The 19,753-nt window shown below is 44.6% G+C and carries 20 protein-coding genes; 9 read left to right on the forward strand and 11 right to left on the reverse strand.

Annotated elements, in window-relative coordinates:
• Positions 1 to 109: 109 nt before the first annotated feature.
• The gene (locus tag QZ938_RS25570) at positions 110 to 565 is read right to left on the reverse strand and encodes a hypothetical protein (RefSeq protein ID WP_293354231.1); all 456 of its coding nucleotides are present in this window, start codon (positions 563 to 565) and stop codon (positions 110 to 112) included.
• A gap of 885 nt (positions 566 to 1,450) precedes the next feature.
• Positions 1,451 to 2,545 (reverse strand): ATP-binding protein, encoded by a 1,095-nt coding sequence (locus QZ938_RS25575; RefSeq protein WP_293354233.1) that lies wholly within the window; start codon positions 2,543 to 2,545, stop codon positions 1,451 to 1,453.
• A 104-nt stretch (positions 2,546 to 2,649) separates the two neighbouring features.
• Here QZ938_RS25575 and QZ938_RS25580 point away from each other — a divergent pair, with 104 nt between their 5' ends.
• Positions 2,650 to 2,928 carry a hypothetical protein gene (locus QZ938_RS25580; protein WP_293354235.1) on the forward strand — a complete coding sequence of 93 codons (279 nt, stop codon included), beginning with the start codon at positions 2,650 to 2,652 and terminating at the stop codon, positions 2,926 to 2,928.
• A gap of 115 nt (positions 2,929 to 3,043) precedes the next feature.
• Here QZ938_RS25580 and QZ938_RS25585 read toward each other — a convergent pair whose 3' ends face one another.
• Complete coding sequence (locus tag QZ938_RS25585) at positions 3,044 to 3,322, reverse strand: hypothetical protein (protein ID WP_293354237.1); 279 nt, start codon at positions 3,320 to 3,322, stop codon at positions 3,044 to 3,046.
• A gap of 688 nt (positions 3,323 to 4,010) precedes the next feature.
• Between QZ938_RS25585 and lpdA the strand changes: the two genes are divergently transcribed.
• Positions 4,011 to 5,450, forward strand: coding sequence for a dihydrolipoyl dehydrogenase (gene lpdA / locus QZ938_RS25590; RefSeq protein WP_293354239.1), 1,440 nt, complete (start codon positions 4,011 to 4,013; stop codon positions 5,448 to 5,450).
• Positions 5,451 to 5,606: 156 nt separating this feature from the next.
• Here lpdA and QZ938_RS25595 read toward each other — a convergent pair whose 3' ends face one another.
• The 3 genes from QZ938_RS25595 to QZ938_RS25605 form a co-directional block, all read right to left on the reverse strand.
• Positions 5,607 to 5,786: a hypothetical protein gene (locus tag QZ938_RS25595; RefSeq protein WP_293354241.1), complete on the reverse strand. Its 180-nt coding sequence runs from the start codon at positions 5,784 to 5,786 to the stop codon at positions 5,607 to 5,609.
• A 200-nt stretch (positions 5,787 to 5,986) separates the two neighbouring features.
• Entirely contained in the window at positions 5,987 to 7,156 is a 1,170-nt protein-coding gene (locus QZ938_RS25600; protein WP_293354243.1) for a hypothetical protein, read from the reverse strand.
• Between the two features lie 165 nt (positions 7,157 to 7,321).
• Positions 7,322 to 7,549 (reverse strand): hypothetical protein, encoded by a 228-nt coding sequence (locus tag QZ938_RS25605; RefSeq protein WP_293210391.1) that lies wholly within the window; start codon positions 7,547 to 7,549, stop codon positions 7,322 to 7,324.
• Between the two features lie 215 nt (positions 7,550 to 7,764).
• Between QZ938_RS25605 and QZ938_RS25610 the strand changes: the two genes are divergently transcribed.
• From QZ938_RS25610 to trpC, 3 genes are all read left to right on the forward strand, one after another.
• Positions 7,765 to 9,183, forward strand: a complete 1,419-nt coding sequence (locus QZ938_RS25610) for an NB-ARC domain-containing protein (RefSeq protein WP_293354245.1) — start codon at positions 7,765 to 7,767, stop codon at positions 9,181 to 9,183.
• A gap of 343 nt (positions 9,184 to 9,526) precedes the next feature.
• The gene (locus tag QZ938_RS25615; protein ID WP_293354247.1) at positions 9,527 to 9,922 is read left to right on the forward strand and encodes a transcriptional regulator; all 396 of its coding nucleotides are present in this window, start codon (positions 9,527 to 9,529) and stop codon (positions 9,920 to 9,922) included.
• 129 nt (positions 9,923 to 10,051) lie between these two features.
• Positions 10,052 to 10,969, forward strand: coding sequence for an indole-3-glycerol phosphate synthase TrpC (gene trpC / locus QZ938_RS25620; RefSeq protein WP_293340769.1), 918 nt, complete (start codon positions 10,052 to 10,054; stop codon positions 10,967 to 10,969).
• A 70-nt stretch (positions 10,970 to 11,039) separates the two neighbouring features.
• On the opposite strand, the gene QZ938_RS25625 is transcribed toward trpC, so the two are convergent.
• Positions 11,040 to 11,306: a hypothetical protein gene (locus tag QZ938_RS25625; RefSeq protein WP_293144228.1), complete on the reverse strand. Its 267-nt coding sequence runs from the start codon at positions 11,304 to 11,306 to the stop codon at positions 11,040 to 11,042.
• Between QZ938_RS25625 and QZ938_RS25630 the strand changes: the two genes are divergently transcribed.
• Positions 11,305 to 11,550: a DUF5340 domain-containing protein gene (locus QZ938_RS25630; RefSeq protein ID WP_293144225.1), complete on the forward strand. Its 246-nt coding sequence runs from the start codon at positions 11,305 to 11,307 to the stop codon at positions 11,548 to 11,550. The genes QZ938_RS25625 and QZ938_RS25630 overlap by 2 nt on opposite strands.
• Positions 11,551 to 11,623: 73 nt before the next feature.
• On the forward strand, positions 11,624 to 12,781 hold the full coding sequence (locus QZ938_RS25635; RefSeq protein WP_293354249.1) for an alanine--glyoxylate aminotransferase family protein: 1,158 nt from the start codon (positions 11,624 to 11,626) through the stop codon (positions 12,779 to 12,781).
• 55 nt (positions 12,782 to 12,836) lie between these two features.
• On the opposite strand, the gene QZ938_RS25640 is transcribed toward QZ938_RS25635, so the two are convergent.
• The 3 genes from QZ938_RS25640 to nblR all read right to left on the reverse strand — a co-directional run bounded on the left by QZ938_RS25640 (position 12,837) and on the right by nblR (position 15,391).
• Positions 12,837 to 13,052: a DUF2949 domain-containing protein gene (locus tag QZ938_RS25640; RefSeq protein WP_293144219.1), complete on the reverse strand. Its 216-nt coding sequence runs from the start codon at positions 13,050 to 13,052 to the stop codon at positions 12,837 to 12,839.
• Positions 13,053 to 14,081: 1,029 nt separating this feature from the next.
• Positions 14,082 to 14,588, reverse strand: a complete 507-nt coding sequence (locus tag QZ938_RS25645) for a DUF192 domain-containing protein (protein WP_293144207.1) — start codon at positions 14,586 to 14,588, stop codon at positions 14,082 to 14,084.
• Between the two features lie 107 nt (positions 14,589 to 14,695).
• Positions 14,696 to 15,391, reverse strand: a complete 696-nt coding sequence (nblR, locus tag QZ938_RS25650) for a response regulator transcription factor NblR (RefSeq protein ID WP_293354251.1) — start codon at positions 15,389 to 15,391, stop codon at positions 14,696 to 14,698.
• 525 nt (positions 15,392 to 15,916) lie between these two features.
• Between nblR and rbsK the strand changes: the two genes are divergently transcribed.
• Complete coding sequence (rbsK, locus tag QZ938_RS25655; RefSeq protein WP_293354253.1) at positions 15,917 to 16,948, forward strand: ribokinase; 1,032 nt, start codon at positions 15,917 to 15,919, stop codon at positions 16,946 to 16,948.
• A 106-nt stretch (positions 16,949 to 17,054) separates the two neighbouring features.
• Here the strand turns inward: rbsK and QZ938_RS25660 are convergent, their stop codons facing one another.
• The gene (locus QZ938_RS25660; RefSeq protein WP_293354255.1) at positions 17,055 to 18,329 is read right to left on the reverse strand and encodes a ribulose bisphosphate carboxylase small subunit; all 1,275 of its coding nucleotides are present in this window, start codon (positions 18,327 to 18,329) and stop codon (positions 17,055 to 17,057) included.
• 127 nt (positions 18,330 to 18,456) lie between these two features.
• Here QZ938_RS25660 and QZ938_RS25665 point away from each other — a divergent pair, with 127 nt between their 5' ends.
• Positions 18,457 to 19,728: an aspartate aminotransferase family protein gene (locus tag QZ938_RS25665; protein WP_293354257.1), complete on the forward strand. Its 1,272-nt coding sequence runs from the start codon at positions 18,457 to 18,459 to the stop codon at positions 19,726 to 19,728.
• The last annotated feature ends 25 nt before the right edge of the window (positions 19,729 to 19,753 follow it).

Below are 19,753 nucleotides of genomic sequence, written 5' to 3' on the forward strand. Positions count from 1 at the left end.
CAGTAGTATATTGTAGGATGATTTGTCTTGTGAAATAGTCTTTGGCGTCATGTATCCTATTTTATAACACTTTTTTTACTCTGCTTACTTTTTTCTCTCCTACCCCGAATTATTGAGCGGATACGTCGATTTCTTGTCGAAGTTCGACTGCTTCTGCTAGTTCTCGTATATGGTTGGTGACTATTTCAGACCAATTGGTAGCAATAGGGCGAAAACGAACAGAATATTTATCGCTACTGCGGGTGAGTTCTCGTATTAAACTGTTTAATTTTTCTGCTACAGCACTGAGGGCGAAACGCTGGTTGTAAGCGCTTCCCTGGTTGATGGCTGCATCTACGTCTTGGCTGATATGACTGAAGCTACTGAGTAAGGCGCTGGCTTGACTGTTTAGTTCGCCGATCGATATACTGTGGTGAGCGTTACTTATGGCTGTTACGTCTGCACAGATTTCTAGCCTTTGTACATCCTGTTTAATCTTTGTTTGCCGATCGGACGATCGCCTATAGCTAGTATATCCAAAAAATATAAGTAAAAATGCACAAATAAGTGCCAATACATAAAACATTAAAATATGAGCTAGCAATAAATTAATGCAGCTCGCTAAAATTGCTGTGTTAGATTTGCTTTAGGGGAAAAAGAGAATAGAGTGCCCAGTACCTTTAGACTCTGGACACCCACGCTCCCCCTGAACATTACCGTTAAGCTACCGTTCAGAAGCTTTGATTAAACTTTTGAACAAATTGGAGAGCTCAATGGCTAATTTTTATCGACCACTGTTAATTGTTGCAGTGGTGACTTGCGCCATCTTGAATGACGTACCTTTTAATGATCCAGTCGTGTTTCCCGTTATCATCCAATTACTTATGCCTATGGAGGATAGGAGCAAGGGCAAGGATGAGGACAAGCATGAATAGCAACAGTGTGAATCGTTGAACTACTTTTTGTAATCAAGACCAGCTAAGTAAGTTGTCACCTTACTTGGCTTTTTTGTTTTAAACGACCAGATCACTTTAAATGAATACAGTCTGTTTATGTCAACTGTTTACATCAATACATATCTGTATCATACATTTAGACGTGATTGAGTTTAAGGTTGAGATAAGTTGACTTATGGATGACTTATAGATGACTTGCGGGTGAGTTATAGTGATAAATTAAATTCTTGCATAAATTAGCTGGCGCAAGACCGATTGCCAGCCACCTACAGGCAAGATATAGCGGTTATCAGAAAGATGAGGTATGTTGTTGGGCTTCAGCCCTCTTAGTTTAAGCGATTATGTAAGCTGTCAGTCATACCTCACTTTTTTGAGAAAGGCTATAGCGTTTCAGACTCAACATTATGTAACTTAAATGTGCTATGGCTTAGCTCATTTTCAGCACCGTCTAGTGCCAAAATGTTGATTAAATGATTCAGCTTTAGAGGCAAATTAGTTTTCATGGGATTTACCTTTTAAAAATGAGTGAAGGGTTTTACTTGTTCTAACCCTGTTTCACGCCAATCATCCCCAGTTTCCCCCTCTTCCAGACTAAATAATCGTTCTCGACAAAGGATTTGCAGCAGCAGAGGCCAGCATTCACTTTGATTCAAAATCCACTCGACATCCTCATCAGCAAAAGGTATGGGCGAACTGCCTATCAACTCCCGCGCCTCAGCTTCCGTCATAGCTCCCAGAGTTGTAGTATATCCAAAAATATTGAAAAAAGGCGAACTATGCCCGGTGCTAGTCGCTAATTCAATCGGTGATTCAGGAGAAGCTAAAACAAACCCTAGATTCCCATTTGTTTGGTTGGTTGTCAAAGAGCGCAAACTTTCCCAAAATCCATCATCTAATTCGGGACAGCGTTGTAAACCGACACCAATTTCATCTAGTAAGATGACTGTGGGCTGATGTAAATTATAACTAACGACATCCATAAATCTATCCAAGTCGCAAGGGTTAGGCACTGCCATTTTTAGGGATTCTAAAATGTAGCGCAGCAGCCCTTCCCGATTCTGAAGTCGCGAATCTTGAAAATCTACAAATATCCAGCGATAGTTTTCTGGATTGGGCAACCAATCAGATTTTTGATTGGGACGTAACTTTTCTATTGGGGTGGTGCTAATGTTTTTTAAGTATTGTAGCAGAGAAGTTTTGCCACTGCGCTTTTTGCCGATAATGGCGGCATTTTGCAGGGGCAGTCGTTTGATCAAATGGAATAGGCGTTTGAGTTCCTTCTCGCGCCCAAAGAAGCAACGCGGATTGGTAATGGGATTGCCGGTGATGAAGGGGGAAGTTTCCTCACAGGTTTGTTGTGGATTAGGCTGAGGTGACTGGGTGTCTGTTACTTCTATATCTGCAATGGTTTGCCAATCTAAGCGCAATTTTTCACTAATTTCAACAAAATTTAGAAAATCAACAGGATCTCCCCTCAAAAAGCTCTTGACAGTGGATAGGGATAATCCCAAGTAGGAAGCTAAAGACTGCTGACTCGAAAAGCGGTTGCGCCTTACAGCAATTTTTACTTGTTCGATGCACCCTGGAGAAACTCTGAGCGATCGCCCCATAATTATTATCAGGAAATAATATTTATTCGATCGTTAATCTGCAATATGCTTGTAGATTTCCAGGAAGATAAATATCTAATAATCATTTAAATATTAACCAACAATTGTCCTGTGATAATTATAGCACAATCGATCGCACTCCTCAACAAGAAATTTTGCATCAAGCTCATTCCTATTCTCTGGCAATACGTGGATTCATCATTACCAGTGTTTTGTTCTATCTTGTAGGTATCGGTTCCTTTGTGGCTGGCAAGGTTCCAGAAAAAACAATTAACACCGCCAGCGAGTTAACAATCAAGATCGTGTTTGTGCTCGTCAAGCTCGATCGACAAAACACCGATCGCCTAAATCGCCTATCCAAACAATTCACAGACCAAGACTAACCACAGTATAACCGCTGGCGCGATCGCAAACTCCAGCAAAATCCAGCCAGGGCGATCGTCCGCCAGCTTATATCATCCGTCATTTGGCGGACATAATTAATTAAAACGTGTCGCACTATTGATTAGATTCCGGGCGATTCTGGCGCTTATTCTGGATAAACTGTTCCAAATCTGCGATCGCATCTTCAAAATCCGACAAATTAATTTTCTTAGCTTTAGCCTTCTTCGGCCGACTCGCAGACTCACTAGCAGGCTTAGGTTGAGGCGACGGAGACTGAGGCTTTGCCGCATCAGGGTTGGAAGCTTCTATATAATCAAACAATTCATCCAGGGACTGAAAAAAAGCTTGAGCCGAGGCCCGGCGTGAATCTTTCAGGTCATCGTCTTCCATCATAAGCCACTCCATAGACTTCAAAACTTGCCGATAAACTCTGCCCGCCGGCACGTGCAGATATTAGACATCAAAACCTCAATCAACTAAAACCCTTGAGAAATTTGGCTTTTATCCGAGGCCCGATCCCCCTAAATCCCCCTTAAGAAGGGGGACTTTGAGCGCCTCTTGTTCCCCCCGACTATCCGGGGGAGTAGGGGGCAAGCTAAGGGGGGGGATCAGACTTAAGAAGTAGGCGTTGACTTTGACCACTTCCGGTTCCCCCCTTCTTAAGGGGGAGTAGGGGGCAAGCTTTAAGAAGTAGGGGTTAACTTTGACCACCTCTTGTCCCCCCCTTCACAAGGGGGGTTAGGGGGGATCCAGGCTATAGCATCAAACACTACACCGGCACTGCATTTGACTTGATTGTTGACACGAATGGGCATTGTCAGCCATCAATCTGTACTTAACTTTACACCCGCCGACAGGGTGATTTGAGACTTGGCGCACACCCAGCTCAACATAATCGACCCTAAAAAAATCTCAGTTACTGTCTAATTAACCCTAGTCTAGTCGAGAATAAGGACACAGGACTTATGCAACTATTGCCACTGTTCAAGGGTTGCGATCGCAACGCACCACCTCGAAAGGACGGACAGACGGTGTTTTTTGCTTGAGTCCTAAGATTTCAAAGGCATTAGGAGATTTTAAGGTGACTCAAGGATTTGATTACGATTTAGCAATTATCGGCGCCGGCGTGGGCGGGCACGGGGCCGCTATACACGCGGTTAGCTGCGGGCTGAAAGTGGCAATTATCGAAGCAGGCGACATGGGCGGGACTTGTGTCAACCGCGGCTGCATTCCCTCAAAGGCGCTGCTGGCGGCTTCGGGGCGGGTGCGGGATATGCGGAATGCACACCACCTCAAGACTTTGGGAATTCAGTTGGGAAGTGTGGATTTCGATCGCGGGGCGATCGCCAATCACGCTAACACTATTGTTAGCAAACTTCGCGGCGACTTGACAAACAGCCTCAAACGTTTGAACGTCGATGTCATCCAAGGTTGGGGCAAAATTGCGGCTGCTCAAAAAATTGCGATCGAAACCGACAAAGGCGAGAAAACTATTACTGCCAAGGATATTATTCTCGCTCCCGGTTCAATTCCCTTCGTCCCTCCAGGGATAGAAATTGACGGCAAAACTGTATTTACTAGCGATGATGCTGTCAGATTGGAATCGCTACCGAAGTGGATCGCAATTATTGGCAGCGGTTATATTGGTTTGGAGTTTTCGGATATTTACACAGCCCTCGGCTGCGAAATTACGATGATTGAAGCTCTAGATCAATTGATGCCAACTTTTGACCCGGATATTGCTAAATTAGCAGAACGAGTGTTAATTGCACCGCGCGATATTGAAACAAAAGTTGGTTTGTTAGCCAAGAAAATTATCCCTGGTTCCCCCGTAATTATTGAATTAGCTGATTTCAAAACTAAAGAAGTTGTCGAAATTTTGGAAGTTGACGCTTGTTTGGTAGCAACTGGCCGAGTTCCCGTCAGCAAGAATTTGGGATTAGAAACTGTTGGCGTCGAAACGATGCGCGGCTATATTCCAGTTAACGATAAGATGCAGGTTTTGGCGGCGGGAGAACCGATCGCGAATTTGTGGGCGATCGGCGATGTTAATGGCAAAATGATGTTAGCCCACGCTGCATCTGCTCAAGGAATTGCCGCCGTCGAAAATATTTGCGGCCGCACTCGCGAAGTAGACTATTTGAGCATCCCGGCGGCGGCTTTTACTCACCCAGAAATTAGCTATGTGGGGATGACTGAATCTGCGGCGAAGGAGTTAGGAAAAACCGAAGGGTTTGAGGTCGCTTCTGTCAAGAGTTATTTTAAGGGAAATTCTAAAGCTATTGCGGAGGGTGAAACCGACGGTATGGCTAAGGTGATTTACCGGAAAGATACTGGGGAATTGTTGGGAGTTCACATTTTTGGTTTGCACGCTTCGGATTTGATTCAGGAGGCGGCAAATGCGATCGCCCAGCGGGATTCAGTGAACTCTTTAGCATTCCGAGTGCACACTCACCCGACGCTTTCGGAAGTGTTGGATGAAGCGTTTAAACGGGCGGCTGGGGCGGCGGGCGGTCATTAATTGGTAGGGGCGGAGTTCTTGTTTGACACGACTTATGCACTGCGCCCAAAGAAACCGGGTTTTTTACCTAATCTGCGGGTTAGAAGCAAAGATTTTCGTAAAAAACCCGGTTTCTGGCCCCGCGCGTCCAGGACTATTTTTAGATACCCGATTTTTTCAAGAAGTCGGGTAATTGTTGATGATATTTGTGCCGATCGATCGGCTAATTAACTCAGCACAGATGGGATGAATAAAAGCTATCTCTTCATAAAACTTATTGCTATCCCAATAACCGCGTATTTTGTAATCGCAGGATTCTAGATGTTGGGTTGCGAGAAGACTTATAGCGGTTCTCACAAAGATGAGGTACGTTGTTGGGCTTCAGCCCTTTTAGTTTAAGCGGTTATCGAGCTGTCAGTTATACCTCATCTTTTTGAGAAAGGCTATATATGAATAGGTTCTAATATTTTAGCAAGTTCATCCCAATTATTGGGTAGAGATTCCATTGAGTTGTGTGCGATCGGGATTCTTTGATTATACAAAAGAGCAATCGCACTTCAATCCCTTTTAGCTCTTTTCAGCATTTCGTTTTCCAGCATTTCTCTGATTGTGAGGCGGGAACGGCCAGATGGCATGACTTGCCTATAATTTAATCTCTCTTGTCTTTCGGCTTTATTGATGGAATTATCTTCTGTCCACAATGGTTCTGACTGTAAGTCGGGAATCTTATCAAACTGCCTTAAAACTGATTCGTTACCTGTAAATGTATAAATCTGTTGAGCTATCACTTTGCAGCAACTTTCAGGATAAAGAAATACCTGTCTTTCGCTAAAACGAATTACATACCAGTCATGCTGTTGAAAAAAGTAGTTACGGTTATCGTCTTGACCTATACAATGAGTTGGTATCAACGGAGAATTGTTAGGATATTGGCGTGGGGTGTATGGTTCATCTATTTCAATATCTATTGAAAACCAGTTGTTTTCAGGATCGACATAGGCAAAATCTGGTGTGTAATACAATACCCTTTTTAAGATGAATATTTTATCATCACCAAAATAGTTTCTGAGCAGGTTAGGAAATCGACAATTGTCAGGGTATTCTGTGAATCCTCTTCTGTCTTCCGCTGGTTCTATGTCAAAATTTTGGGGGTTAAGTGATGAAAATTCTTTTTTGCAAGATTCCATCCTCCAATCACTGACTTTTTGGGGAGTTCGTAAGTTTTCAACTTCCTGTTGGTAGATTCTTTCTAAGTTTTGCTTTTGACGTTCCCCTTCAGCAAGCAACTCCTTATGTTTAATTTCCTCTTGATGTATGGATTGTTCCCAGTCTTTAATAATTTTAGGATAACTCTTTCGTTTTTCCTGGTAAGCTGCTAGTTCTTCCCGATATTGGCTAAGTCTGATAGGATAGCTTTTAACCTGGGTATAACCAAACCAAAACACTCCTAATGTTAACATTATAAAAAAAGTCCATCCGGCTCCCATGCTATTACTAGCACTACCAACTAAGGCACTGATTATAGATACTGCTAGTTCAGAAAGAAATAATGGAATTAATTTCATCCTGACAGGAGGTGATTCAATAAAAACTTCTGGTTCTTCTGGCTTAGGTAGTAGTTGAAGTATTGGCGGAGGAGAAACTTTAGGTGGTTCTGGTACTGGAGGTAAGCTTGCCAAAGCTTTCTCAATAGAAAGTGGATACAAAATCACTGGGTAAGTATTCATAAATATTAGAAATTTAACTAAACTAAAGCGATAGCCATCATCTGAACAAAGATTATTTTTGTTGAAATAATCTATATACCAGTCGAATCAGGTAGGCTAATATCGAGGATAAGCCAGCTTTTAAGGACATATAAAAATTCAATTTGACAATCCTATAGGTGTTGCTTATTGTTTTTTAACAGCAGCGGCTATAACACCTCCTACTATTCCTATTCCCATCAAGAATAACCCGCCATTTTGACGTTCTTGATTATTATTAGATGTCATGTACTGAGTCATACCCTTGCCACCAATTCGATTCCAGCCAGCTTTCGATGGCTCGACGTTACCAAACAACACCATACCAATCGTTACTGGTAGGTAAAGCCCCAAAATTAATAGCCTTACTTTCATATTATTTATATTGAAATAAACTTAATGAGTGCCTCATATAAATATTATTTTTTCGTAATTCTTCCGTTTTGTACAGTCGGTAAAAGTCGGAACAAGTAGGGAATTTTAATTTCCTTTTAGCTTATTAAGTCGGATAAAGCCGGATAAAGTAGGTCAGACCAGAAAAAGTCGGATAAAGTAGGACATAATAGGTAAAACTCCTATACCACCGACCTATGGACGTTCAAGAAATATTAAAAATTGCAGACGACCTAGTTTTTGTCAATACGGGAAAACATTTAGACAATTTGCAAGAGGTGATACTGCGGGGAACTTTACAAGGTCAGAAATACTCAAAAATAGCAGATGAATCTCACTGTAGTGAAGGTCACATTAAAGATATTGCCTCTGAACTATGGAAGCTACTATCAGAAGTATTAGGCGAAGAAGTCAATAAATCAAATTTTAGAGTCACGTTCGAGCGATTAAAATTCTCAAATCTCTGTAACTTCAATAATAAAGATTGTGTACACATTGGTAACGTCAACTTCTGTGAAAATAGTTCACATTCCCCAAAAGTCTCATCACCAATTGAGGAAGAAGTTCTAAACAAAGACAACACTGAACCCAAAGTGCGTCAATTCTTAGCTGAAATGCCTATGTCTAGCATTTTCTACGATCGCACCACCTCTCTCACCACCCTCAAACAGTGGATTCTACAAGAAAACACCCGCCTACTCGCCATACACGGCATAGTCGGCATTGGCAAAACCGCCATCGCCGCACAACTTGTCGAACAAATCAAACATGAATTTGATTTCGTCATCTGGCGAAGTCTCGCCACATCTCCACCCCTGCCAATACTTCAAACAAGTATAATTCAATCTTTCCGTAGGGGCGGTGCCCCCGTGCCCGCCCCAGAAGAAGGGGCGATCGCGGGGGGATTCCCCCTACTAGAATACTTGCAAAAATACCGCTGTCTGCTGATACTTGATGACGTACAAATGGTGAATAGCAGCGGACAACTTGCTGGCAATTACCAACCTGGATATGAAGATTACGGCAGGCTATTCAGACAGGTAGCAGAATTATATCACAACAGTTGCTTAATCCTGATAGGTTCGGAAAAACCCAGAGAAATCGCCGCATTAGAAGGTCAAAACCAACCTGTTCGATCGTTACAAATCAATGGTTTAGGTGCAGAAGCGGGGGAAATCCTCAAAGAAAAAGGTTTAACTGAAGATGCAAAATGGTCAGAACTAATTGAACAATACAGAGGCAATCCCTTGTGGTTAAAAATAGTTGCTACAATGATTCAAGATTTGTTTAACGGTAGCCTCTCGGAATTTTTGTCTGAGGATACACTATTTTTAGGCGATCTAGAATCTTTATTGCATCAGCCATTTAATCGCTTATCCGAGTCCGAAAAACAGGTGATGTCATGGCTGGCGAGTGAAACCGCGCCAGTTTCACTCGCAAAAGTGCCAGAGAATATCCAATTATCTCGATCGCAATTTTTGAAAGTGATGCAATCCTTGGGACGGCGTTCGTTAGTTGAAAAAATCCCGGAGGGCGATCGCACATTCTTCACCCTTGGGCCAGTCCTAAAAGAGTATGTCAAAACTAACTATTCCCGCCCAATCTGTGAGCAATAAAAATTATATAGCAGATCCAGCTAAGGACACGGCAATACTGTTTCCCTACATTGAATTATCTGGAATTTGGAAATGTGCGATCGACTTTTGTTTATTTTGGTCAGAAACCGGGTTTTTTCCGAGAATATCGTTACACCGCCTAAAAACTACGAAAAACCCGGTTTATGAAGGTTTCTACCGTAGTCACGGACGCGTGGGTGCCGAGAAACCGGGTTTTTTCGAGAATCTTTCATTACAGTCGGTGATTTAGCAAAAAACCCGGTTTCTTAGATTTTGGGTTTTTGCCGATCGCCCTTAAATTTGATAATATTAGGTATCTGCACAACATCTGAACGATCGCAAAATGTTTGACTCTGACAGGTACAGCAGCTTGCTATCTCAATATCAACCGCGAATCATCAAAAATGAAGATGAAAACGAGATATTTTTAGAAATTGTTGAAAGCTTGCTCTCTCGGAACAATCTAACTCCCGAAGAAGATACCCTGCTAGAACTCTTAGTAAAATTAATTGAAGATTTTGAAGAAACACATTATCAAATAAATGCTTCAACTCCCCACTCAAGACTTCTTCATTTGATGGACGCTAGAAGTTTAAAACCAGCGGATTTAGTGGAAATTATGGATACAATTGAGATAGTAAATCAAATCATTAATAACCAGCTAGAAATTACAAAAAAACAAGCTGAGGCTTTGGGAAAGTTTTTTCAGGTCAATCCGAGTTTGTTTCTGTTCAATTAATCGTAATAGAGACTTCTATTATATAATAGGTTGAAACTTGTGGCGATCGCGGTAAGGTATAAATCCCCAGCCTAAAAACCTCGCTGTCAACTGTCAACTGTCAACTGTCAACTGTTTATCCCCCCTATCATGCTTCAAATCCGCCGCCGTCCCCCCAGCACCTCAGTCTCCGTACTCTACCTCAGCTACGAAATCGCCGTACCCGACTCCAAGCCCCGGCACATCCTCGAAGAAATTGTCTGGCAAAAAGAAGCGGAAGTTGCCCAAAAGCGCGATCGCACGCCCTTAGCCGAACTTCACAAAAGACTCCCCTTTGCACCCCCGATCCGCGACTTCCTCGGCGCACTCAAAAACGGTAAAACCACACCAGCAATCATCGCCGAAGTTAAAAAAGCTTCCCCCAGTAAAGGCGTAATTCGCGAAGATTTCGATCCGGTGGCGATCGCCAAATCCTACCAAGAAAACGGCGCTAGCTGCATCTCCGTACTCACTGATGAAAAGTTCTTTCAAGGCAGTTTCGACAACCTCTCTAAAATCCGTGCCGCCGTCGATTTGCCCCTACTTTGCAAAGAATTTATTATCTATCCTTACCAAATCTATCTCGCCCGGATTAGCGGCGCCGATGCTGTATTGTTAATCGCAGCTATCTTATCTGACAAAGATTTACAATACTTTGTGAAAATTGTCAAGACTTTGGGCATGACGGCCTTAATAGAAGTTCACACTCTCGAAGAACTCGATCGAGTATTAACCCTAGAAGGAGTCAACCTGATCGGCATCAATAACCGCAACCTAGAAGACTTTTCCGTCAGTCTAGAAACCACCAGCCAACTATTAGCCGCGCGCCAAACCGAAATTCAAGCAAAAAGCATCCTCACTGTCAGCGAGTCAGGAATCCATACAGCCGACGACCTCAGCCAAGTCGCCAGCGCCGGAGTCCAAGCCGTCCTCATCGGCGAATCCCTAGTCAAGCAGCCAGATCCGGGTGTGGCTTTAGCCGCCCTTGTCGAGGCGCACCCGCACATCACCAAAGGCGAGACTGCTTGACAAACACCCCCGAATTCTGATAAAAAATGATTGAGTAGGTAAATAATCAGAAATTCGAGCCTGCATCGACTCAAGCGCCTAACTGAAAAAAAAAATAGCACTCAAAGCTATATTGCGTAGAAATATTTTGCCAGAAAGCAATTAAATCTATTCGCTCTCGCCAGTCGATCGCAAAATTTAGCGTTACCAACGCACCCAGCCCCGAATATTCGATCGGCAAAGCAGGGGTTTTTGTAAGGTTAGAAAACAAATAAGAAGTCGGGCATCTAATGTTCACCTGTGATGCCCCATGCACTTGCAATGGGGTATCGGTTCGCTGAGGTATGTTAGCTTTCATGGAGCCAATTCCCCTTCCTTCGTACATTCATTATGAATTGTTACTTCAATTGTTAGAACGCAAAACGATGTTTGCTGTCAGTCCACAATCGCCCCAACAGCAACAAGTTCACCAACTTATTATTACCCTGCGTAAAGCCCTTGCCATTCAAAAGCAATTAGAACAAAGCTGCGAGCGATCGAACTTGGCAGTAGAATACCGTTGGTCTTTAAATGAAACTAACCATACTGGCATTAAAAGTTAAAAAACTTAGAGTACCAACCGATCGTATTTGATTTATTCTGTAGAACTCCCATCGAAAAAGTTAGGACGACATAATGGACAACAAGTTAATGCTGATGATTCCCGGCCCGACACCGGTGCCGGAAGCGGCTTTGCTAGCAATGGCAAAACACCCGATGGGCCACCGCAGCAAGGAATTTGACGCGATTTTTGCTGAATGTACCGAAAACCTGAAATGGCTGCACCAAACCAGCGGCGACGTACTGAGTTTGACGGTTTCCGGTACCGGCGCGATGGAAGCTGGGATAATTAATTTCTTGAGTGCGGGCGATCGAGTTTTAGTCGGATGCAACGGCAAATTTGGCGAACGCTGGGCTGAAGTCGCACAAGCTTACGGTTTAAATGCCGAAATTATTAAAGCTGAATGGGGCCAACCTTTAAACCCCGAAGACTTCCGCGAAAAACTCGAAGCAGATACCGAGAAGCAAATCAAAGCAGTCATCGTCACTCACTCAGAAACCTCTACCGGTGTCCTGAATGACCTCGAAACCATCAACCGCCACGTGAAAGCCCACGGCGAAGCTTTAATTATGGTTGATGCTGTCACCAGTTTAGGTGCTGTCAGCGTGCCAATGGAAGCTTGGGGGCTAGATGTGATTGCTTCTGGTTCTCAGAAAGCTTACATGATTCCCCCGGGTTTGGGTTTTGTAGCCGTTAGTCCTAAGGCTTGGAAAGCTTACAAAACTGCCACACTGCCCCGCTATTATTTAGATTTGGGTAAATATAGCAAAGACGCTGCCAAGAATACGACTCCTTTTACTCCGCCAGTCAATATGTTTTTTGCCCTGCAAGCATCGTTGCAGATGATGAAAGGCGAAGGATTGGAAAACGTTTTCGCCAGACACAAGCGCTTGATGACAACTACTCGCGCCGCTGTAAAAGCTTTGGGTTTGCCATTATTTGCTGCTGATGATGCCGCCAGTCCTGCCATTACCGCAGTTATGCCACCCGCGTCTGTAGATGCTCAAAAAGTACGAACTTTGATGAGAAAGAAGTTTGATATTGCTCTCGCCGACGGACAAGACCATTTGAAAGGTAAAATCTTCCGTATCGGTCATTTGGGCTTTGTGTGCGATCGCGATATTCTAGCAGCTATTTCCGCTTTGGAAGTCGTGTTGCAAGAATTGGGTCATGAAGGCTGCCTTCCTGGTGCCGGTATCGCCGCTGCTGCGAAAGAGTTAGCTGGATCTTAATCTCAGTTATTAAAGGATTTTGGATTTTGGGTTTTATCTCAAATCTAAAATCCTTTTAATATGCTTGGGACAACCAATCAAAGATTTTATCCAATTGTTCCAGAGTGACTAAACCGTACTGCCACAGAACCATCGGCAAGGAATTAGGGTCTCGATCTCGCTGCCGTTTTTCGTCACCGCCAACCCGTTCGGCGACAGCGATGGACGCGGGAGAGATTGCCAAATCTTCTTGTAAAAATCGAATTAATCTAGTGTATGTAGCGGGTGCCATGTGATTTTGTCTCCATGTATAGGACACCATTTTCTGATGCGAACCTGATGTTTTTAATTAGTAATAAGCCAGTTTTAAATCTGTCTCTTGACCGTCGATAGCTGTTAAAACAGTATTAGCGGTTGTGGAAAATCCCAACTTGACTGTTGAGTGCGACTCTAAAGCCAACCTTTCCCAAGAAGTGAAAGGTTTTGCACTTTTGCTGCTGTCTGCCCGATCGCCTGTTGAGCGCGATCGAACTTAAACTGAATACCTCGGTATTGTGCAACGCGAATCTGAAGAAATTCTGCTACCTAAACTAATTGCACTGTTGTTCAGAGTTTAACTTCATCTGCGAAAGTGCAGAATCCGCAAATCTACTTGGGCAATATTTGTCAGATATGTCGATCGCAGCCGACCTTGCTACCTTAAGTTAACTTTGCCACTTAATTTGGCTTGTAGCATCTTACTTCCGACAGGTTTAGTAGATTCAGGTTTAGCGCCAGAAGTTCCAGAGAATTTCTTTTCGTGCCAGGAATCCGATCGGCTGAGCATCGTCTCTCAGGATTGGTAACGAGTCGCTGACTCCTCTCATACCTGCAACCAACAATCTACAGCTTCTGCAAACAAGCTCAAGCCCAGACGAACTGAGATTGACATCGTAGCAAATCTTTTGGTCTTTGTGCTGTATCTTACATTAATACTTTAACAGATATTATCAAGTTTTGTAAAGTTTATTAATTTTTTGAGGTTTTCTCGAAGCCGAACTCAGCCGGAGGTGAACAGGGGAGAGGGGTTCAACAGTTGACAGTTGACAGTTGACAGTTGACAGTTGGGGGAGAGGGGGAGATTGGAGAAGATTGGGGGAGATTGGGGGAGATTGGGGGAGATTGGGGGAGATTGGGGGAGATTGGGAGAGGGGGAGAGGGAGAGGGGGAGTGAGTTCAGAAACCTGGTTTCTACTAAATTTTGCGACTGGGAACCGGAAATAGAAGGAAGAAACGGGGTTTCTAGCCCCATGTGCAAGCGCTGAAAATGCCCGAAGTGTTACTATAAAAACTCGATTTCAATCCGATCGCCCACTTTGACACCAAGTTCAGCAGCCAGGCCGCCCCGGAGCTCGATTACTCGATCGACAGGAGTATCGGGCCCGTAGGTGGGACAAGGATCGGCTGTACAAGGAGGTGCCTCTGCTGCGATGGCTGTCACGACTCCATCCCGCAGAAAAATCATATCCAGAGAAATCTTGCAATTTTTCATCCAAAAATTGACCCAGCGCGCCGGTTTAAACTCAAACAGCATTCCTCTGTCATCGGCCAAAGAAGTTCTGTACATTAAACCCATAGCCTGTTGTTCGGATGTTTTGGCGACTTCAAGTTCGATCTGGCGATCGGCTATCCGAGCTCTAGCAGAAACAGGCAAAACTTGACCGGATGTTGTCGCCGTCGGAGACTGATCCGCCAAAGTACCATTAACACCAGAATTTGCGACAGGTAAAGCCGGCGAACATCCCAGCAGAAATAGAATTACCCCAATTGCTAATAGGGCATTGGGCATTGGGCATCGGGCATCGGGCATTGGTAACCACTCACAAATAACAAATAACAAATAACCAACTGTCAACTGTCAACTGTCAACTGACAACTGTCAACTGTCAACTGACTTCAAGCTTCGCGCATCACGTAACCAACACCGCGCACAGTCTGAATCAAGCGCTTCTCGCCATCATCTTCAATTTTGAGACGCAGATAGCGGATGTAAACCTCAATCACATTCGACTCGCCCAGAAAATCGTAACCCCAAACATTCTCTAGAATTTGTTCGCGAGTCAAAACATCGCGGGGATGTTCCATCAAATACTTTAGCAGTTCAAATTCTTTCATCGTCAGGTCGATCGCCCGTCCGTTGCGTAGAGCTCGCCTAGACGCCAAATCCAAAACTAAATCACCAAACCTCAGTTGTTCGCTGCTGGTGTTATCCGGCTGCAAATACAAGCGCACCAACTGCATAAACTCCTCAGTGCGGTAAGGTTTGAGAAAATAATCATCTGCGCCAGCTTCCAGACAAGCCACGCGATCGTCCACTGTATCGCGACCGATCAATAATAACACTGGCGCCCGATTGCCGCTACTTCGGAGGTGAGAACACAGCGACAGCCCGGATTCAGGGCCAAGTATGCGATCGATTACAATCAAAGCTGGCTGCAATTTATGGGCTAAATGTTGGCCTGTGGCGATACTAGAAGCTATTACTGGTTCGTAGCCGGAGGATTTTAAGTCTAGACTTAAGTGTCCGGCGAGAACTTCGTCTGTTTCTACTAGCAGGACACAGGGATTGCGATCGAGAGTGAGTGCAGCCATTGCATTGACCGATGTAGACCATACCAGTTCTAGCACGTCTCAGGGGACAGTTGACAGTTGACAGTTGACAGTTGACAGTTGACAGTTGACAGTTGACAGTTGTCAGTTGACAGTTGACAGTTGTCAGTCATTAGTTAGATGGAAAAATCAAGAAATAAGCAAGATAAGCCAATTACCAATGACAAATTACCAATGACAGTTACCAATTGCCAATTAGCCAATTCAATATTAAAATCAGAGGACTGAAGTCTTCACTACAAACCTAATTACCAATTACCAAATTCAATATTAAAATCAGAGGACTGAAGTCCTCACTACAAACCTAATTACCAATTACTAAATTCAATATTAAAATCAGAGGACTGAAGTCCTCACTACAAACCTAATTACCAAATTCAATATTAAAATCAGAGGACTGAAGTCCTCACTACAAACCTAATTACCAATTACTAAATTCAATATTAAAATCAGAGGACTGAAGTCCTCACTACAAACCTAATTATCACTTAGCAAATTTAACCATCCATGAGCATTATTGTATTTGGTAGTATCAATATCGATCTAGCAGCAAAAACTCCCAGATTGCCACAGCCAGGAGAAACTATCATCGGTAGCAATTTTTTCACGGCCGGCGGCGGTAAAGGAGCAAATCAAGCGGTAGCAGCGGCGCGTCTCGGCATTTTTACCCACATCATCGGCCGCGTTGGTAACGATCAATTTGCTGAACAATTATTGACAAGTTTACAATCCTATGGTTTGAGTACGGAAAATATATTAATAGATAAAAGCACTCATTCAGGTGTGGCAATTATTGCCGTAGACGATAGCGGTCAAAATAATATTATTGTGATTCCGGGTGCAAATAATAATGTTGGCGATGCAGATATAGAACGTCTTAAAAAAGTGTTGCCTGAAGCTACATCGTTGCTGTTACAGTTAGAAATCCCGATAGAAATTGTCCTGAAAGCGGCGAAAGTTGCTCGTGAAGCGGGGGTGCGAGTGATTCTCGATCCGGCGCCGGCTGTGGCGGATTTGTCGTTAGCGGAGCCCGCCCCTACGGGGGCTACGCCAACGAAGAGGATCGAACTTTATCCCTTAATCGACATCCTCACGCCGAATGAAGTGGAAGCGGGCCAGTTAGTCGGTTTTGGAGTGAATGACACAGAAACGGCGATTCGGGCAGCCAAACAGTTGCAGCAGCGCGGTGTCGAGAATGTTATTGTCAAATTGGGCGATCGCGGGGCGGTTGCTGTGACTCCGGAGGAGAGCTTTTTTGTGCCTGCTTTTGCTGTGAGGGCGATCGACACTGTGGCTGCTGGCGATGCTTTTAACGGCGGGTTGGCTGCGGCGCTAGATGGCGGTCTGTCCTTGTCAGAGGCGGTGGTGTGGGGCTGTGCAGCGGGTGCTCTGTGTGCAACTAAGGTGGGTGCTCAGGTTGCTATGCCCGATCGGGAAACCTTTGATAATTTTTTGCAGCATAATTTAGATTGGACGGCGGTTGAAACCGCATCTACACAAACGATGTCAGCCGGACGCCGACTGAAGACGATAACATAATTTTAACCGTCTTTGTCTTCAACCCGCGTCTGCGGGTTTTGCTTGTATAGACGCGGTTTCAACCGCGAGCGTCTTCTTGAATTTGTAAGGTGTGGTAAAACACAGCCTACTGTGGCCGCTGAATAATTGTTTCAACTACCCGGCGCTTGACTTTTGGATCGATACCAATCAGCCGCACGTATTCCCCGCCGTGTTCCGCCAAGCAAGTTTCTAACGATGCAACCACATCTTTTTCCTGTGCAGTTTTAATTGTCGCACAACTTTGCCAGGAACCTGTTTTAAATCGGCGATTGTCTGCATATTCTATGCCAATTTTGCAGCCCCTTGCTAACAACTGCTGCACTTGTTCCAATACCTCGCTACTCAGCCGCACAGCTTGACCGTTACTAATAGTCGAACTGGGTTCGACATAAGCTTTATAATATTTCGAGGATGGGTCGTTTTGTTGATTTTGCGTTGGCGCCGCAGCCGGGACATTGACAGTTCCAGGAACGTTAAATAGCCGTGATTGGTTGTATTCATCTACTAAGCGCATTTCCTGAACCCGCTTTTGTTGACCTACCATTGAATTACCCATTTCTAATAAATGAGCGAGGCTGAAATTAGGGTTCGGGAAATCTGGCGGTGCTTCCAGAGTGTTGACTAAACGCTTGGAAACTTGCTCGATTCCTATCTTGTGAATGAATTCTCGGATTTGTTCGTCGTAAATTCGCGATCGCAAAGCGCTAAAAAAGTCGATCGCCTGATCTGCAAAATTATCTACCAAACCCACTATCTCGGTTTGTGACAAATTGTCGGACTCAAAAATTCCGCCGACAATCCCAATTTTATCATCCCGGCTGGGTTCCCAATAAAACTTTTCCATCCGCCCGTCGCGAATCAGCGGCGCGTACAGCGTAGCAAAGTCATTTCCGGTGACAATAATTGGTACTCGGTGCAGTGGCGTGCTGTCATAACTTCCCGGTAACTGCACGTTGGTGGGATTGTCCGCAATATTCATCAGAGTGGCATTAACCATCTGAGTATTTACAGTATATTGAGTAGTAGTATCGAACCTGCCAGCACCGGCATCCAAATCGTTAATAAAAATTGCACACATCTCGCCCCGCACTCGAATTTGCTCCGCAGCTTCGCGGTAGCGCAAGCGAATTAAACGCGCCGGATCTCCGGCATCGGGACTTTCTAATTCTCCACCAGATATCATCACCGGCTCAAAGCCCATTCGCCGAAAAACCAGTTCGGTTTGAAAAGTTTTACCTTCTCCTTTGCGGCCGTGAATTCCCAAAATTAGGGGAACTCTTACCCCTGGTAAATTTAAAAAGTTCTTTGTGACGTGCACGGCAACTTTATCGAGAAAATTAGGAGAAATGTAATAACTCATCAGTAGATTTGTGAGGATTAATTGCTGTTACTGTTACAATTTTATGACAAAATTAACAGCCTGCAACGCGAAGCTGGATTTTTACCGTACAATCGAGGTCTAGATATTCTGTGTTAAGGAGCAATTCGTGAGTCCAGAAACCTTACTAAAAGAACCAAGCGTGCAAGCCGAAGCCAGTTTGTTCAGTTCTGAGAGCTTCGACAGTTATGTAATGACTACTTACGGGCGTTTTGCGATCGCCCTGGAACGGGGCCTCGGCTGCCGCGTTTGGGATACCGAGGGCCGCGAATATCTCGATTTTGTGGCGGGTATTGCTACCTGCACTCTGGGACACGCGCACCCGGCGATGGTGGCAGCGGTAACTCAGCAAATTCAGACGCTGCACCACGTTTCTAATCTTTACTACATCCCCGTACAGGGCGAGCTAGCGAAGTGGCTTGTAGATCATTCTTGCGCGGACAGAGCTTTCTTTTGCAACTCGGGTGCGGAAGCTAATGAAGCGGCGATTAAGCTGGCGCGCAAGTACGCCCACGAACAATTAAATATCTCGAATCCGACCATAATTACTGCTGTTGCTAGTTTCCACGGGCGGACTTTGGCGACGATTACGGCGACGGGACAACCTAAATATCAGAAGGGTTTTAGTCCGTTGGTTCCTGGATTTCACTATGTTCCTTACAATGACATTAGCGCGATCGAAAGCGCGATCGACGAACTCGACAAAGACGAACGCCAAGTAGCTGCAATTATGCTGGAAGCGCTGCAAGGTGAAGGGGGAGTTCGCCCCGGAGATATCGCCTATTTCCAACGGATTCGGGAAATTTGCGACGAAAAAGGCATTTTGCTAATTCTCGATGAAGTGCAAGTCGGGATGGGACGCAGCGGTAAATATTGGGGTTACGAAAATCTCGGGATTGAACCGGATATCTTTACCTCTGCGAAGGGATTGGGCGGCGGTATTCCGATCGGCGCTATGCTGTGCAAGTCTCACTGCGATGTATTTGAACCGGGAAGTCACGCTAGCACTTTTGGCGGCAATCCTTTTGCTTGCGCTGTCGCTTTGTGCGTGTGCCAAACTTTAGAACGGGAAAACCTGCTGGAAAACGTCCAGCAGCGCGGGGCACAGTTAAAAGCTGGCCTCAACAAGCTGGCGGCTGCATATCCGAATTTGATTGCTGAGGTGCGGGGCTGGGGCTTGATTGTCGGGCTGGAATTGCAGGCTGATATTGCACTGACATCGGCTGATATTGTTAAATCTGCGATCGCCGCTGGTGTGCTGTTGGTTCCCGCCGGGCCGAAGGTGTTGAGGTTTGTCCCGCCTCTAATTGTTTCTGCTGCTGAAGTCGATCGGGCTTTGCTTGCAGTTGAGGAAGCGTTGCGCTCTCAAGCGGTACACTAAAATCAACTGGGTTAATTTTTGCGAT

Source organism: Microcoleus sp. CAWBG27, from assembly GCF_020883145.1.
Classification (GTDB): Bacteria; Cyanobacteriota; Cyanobacteriia; order Cyanobacteriales; family Microcoleaceae; genus Microcoleus.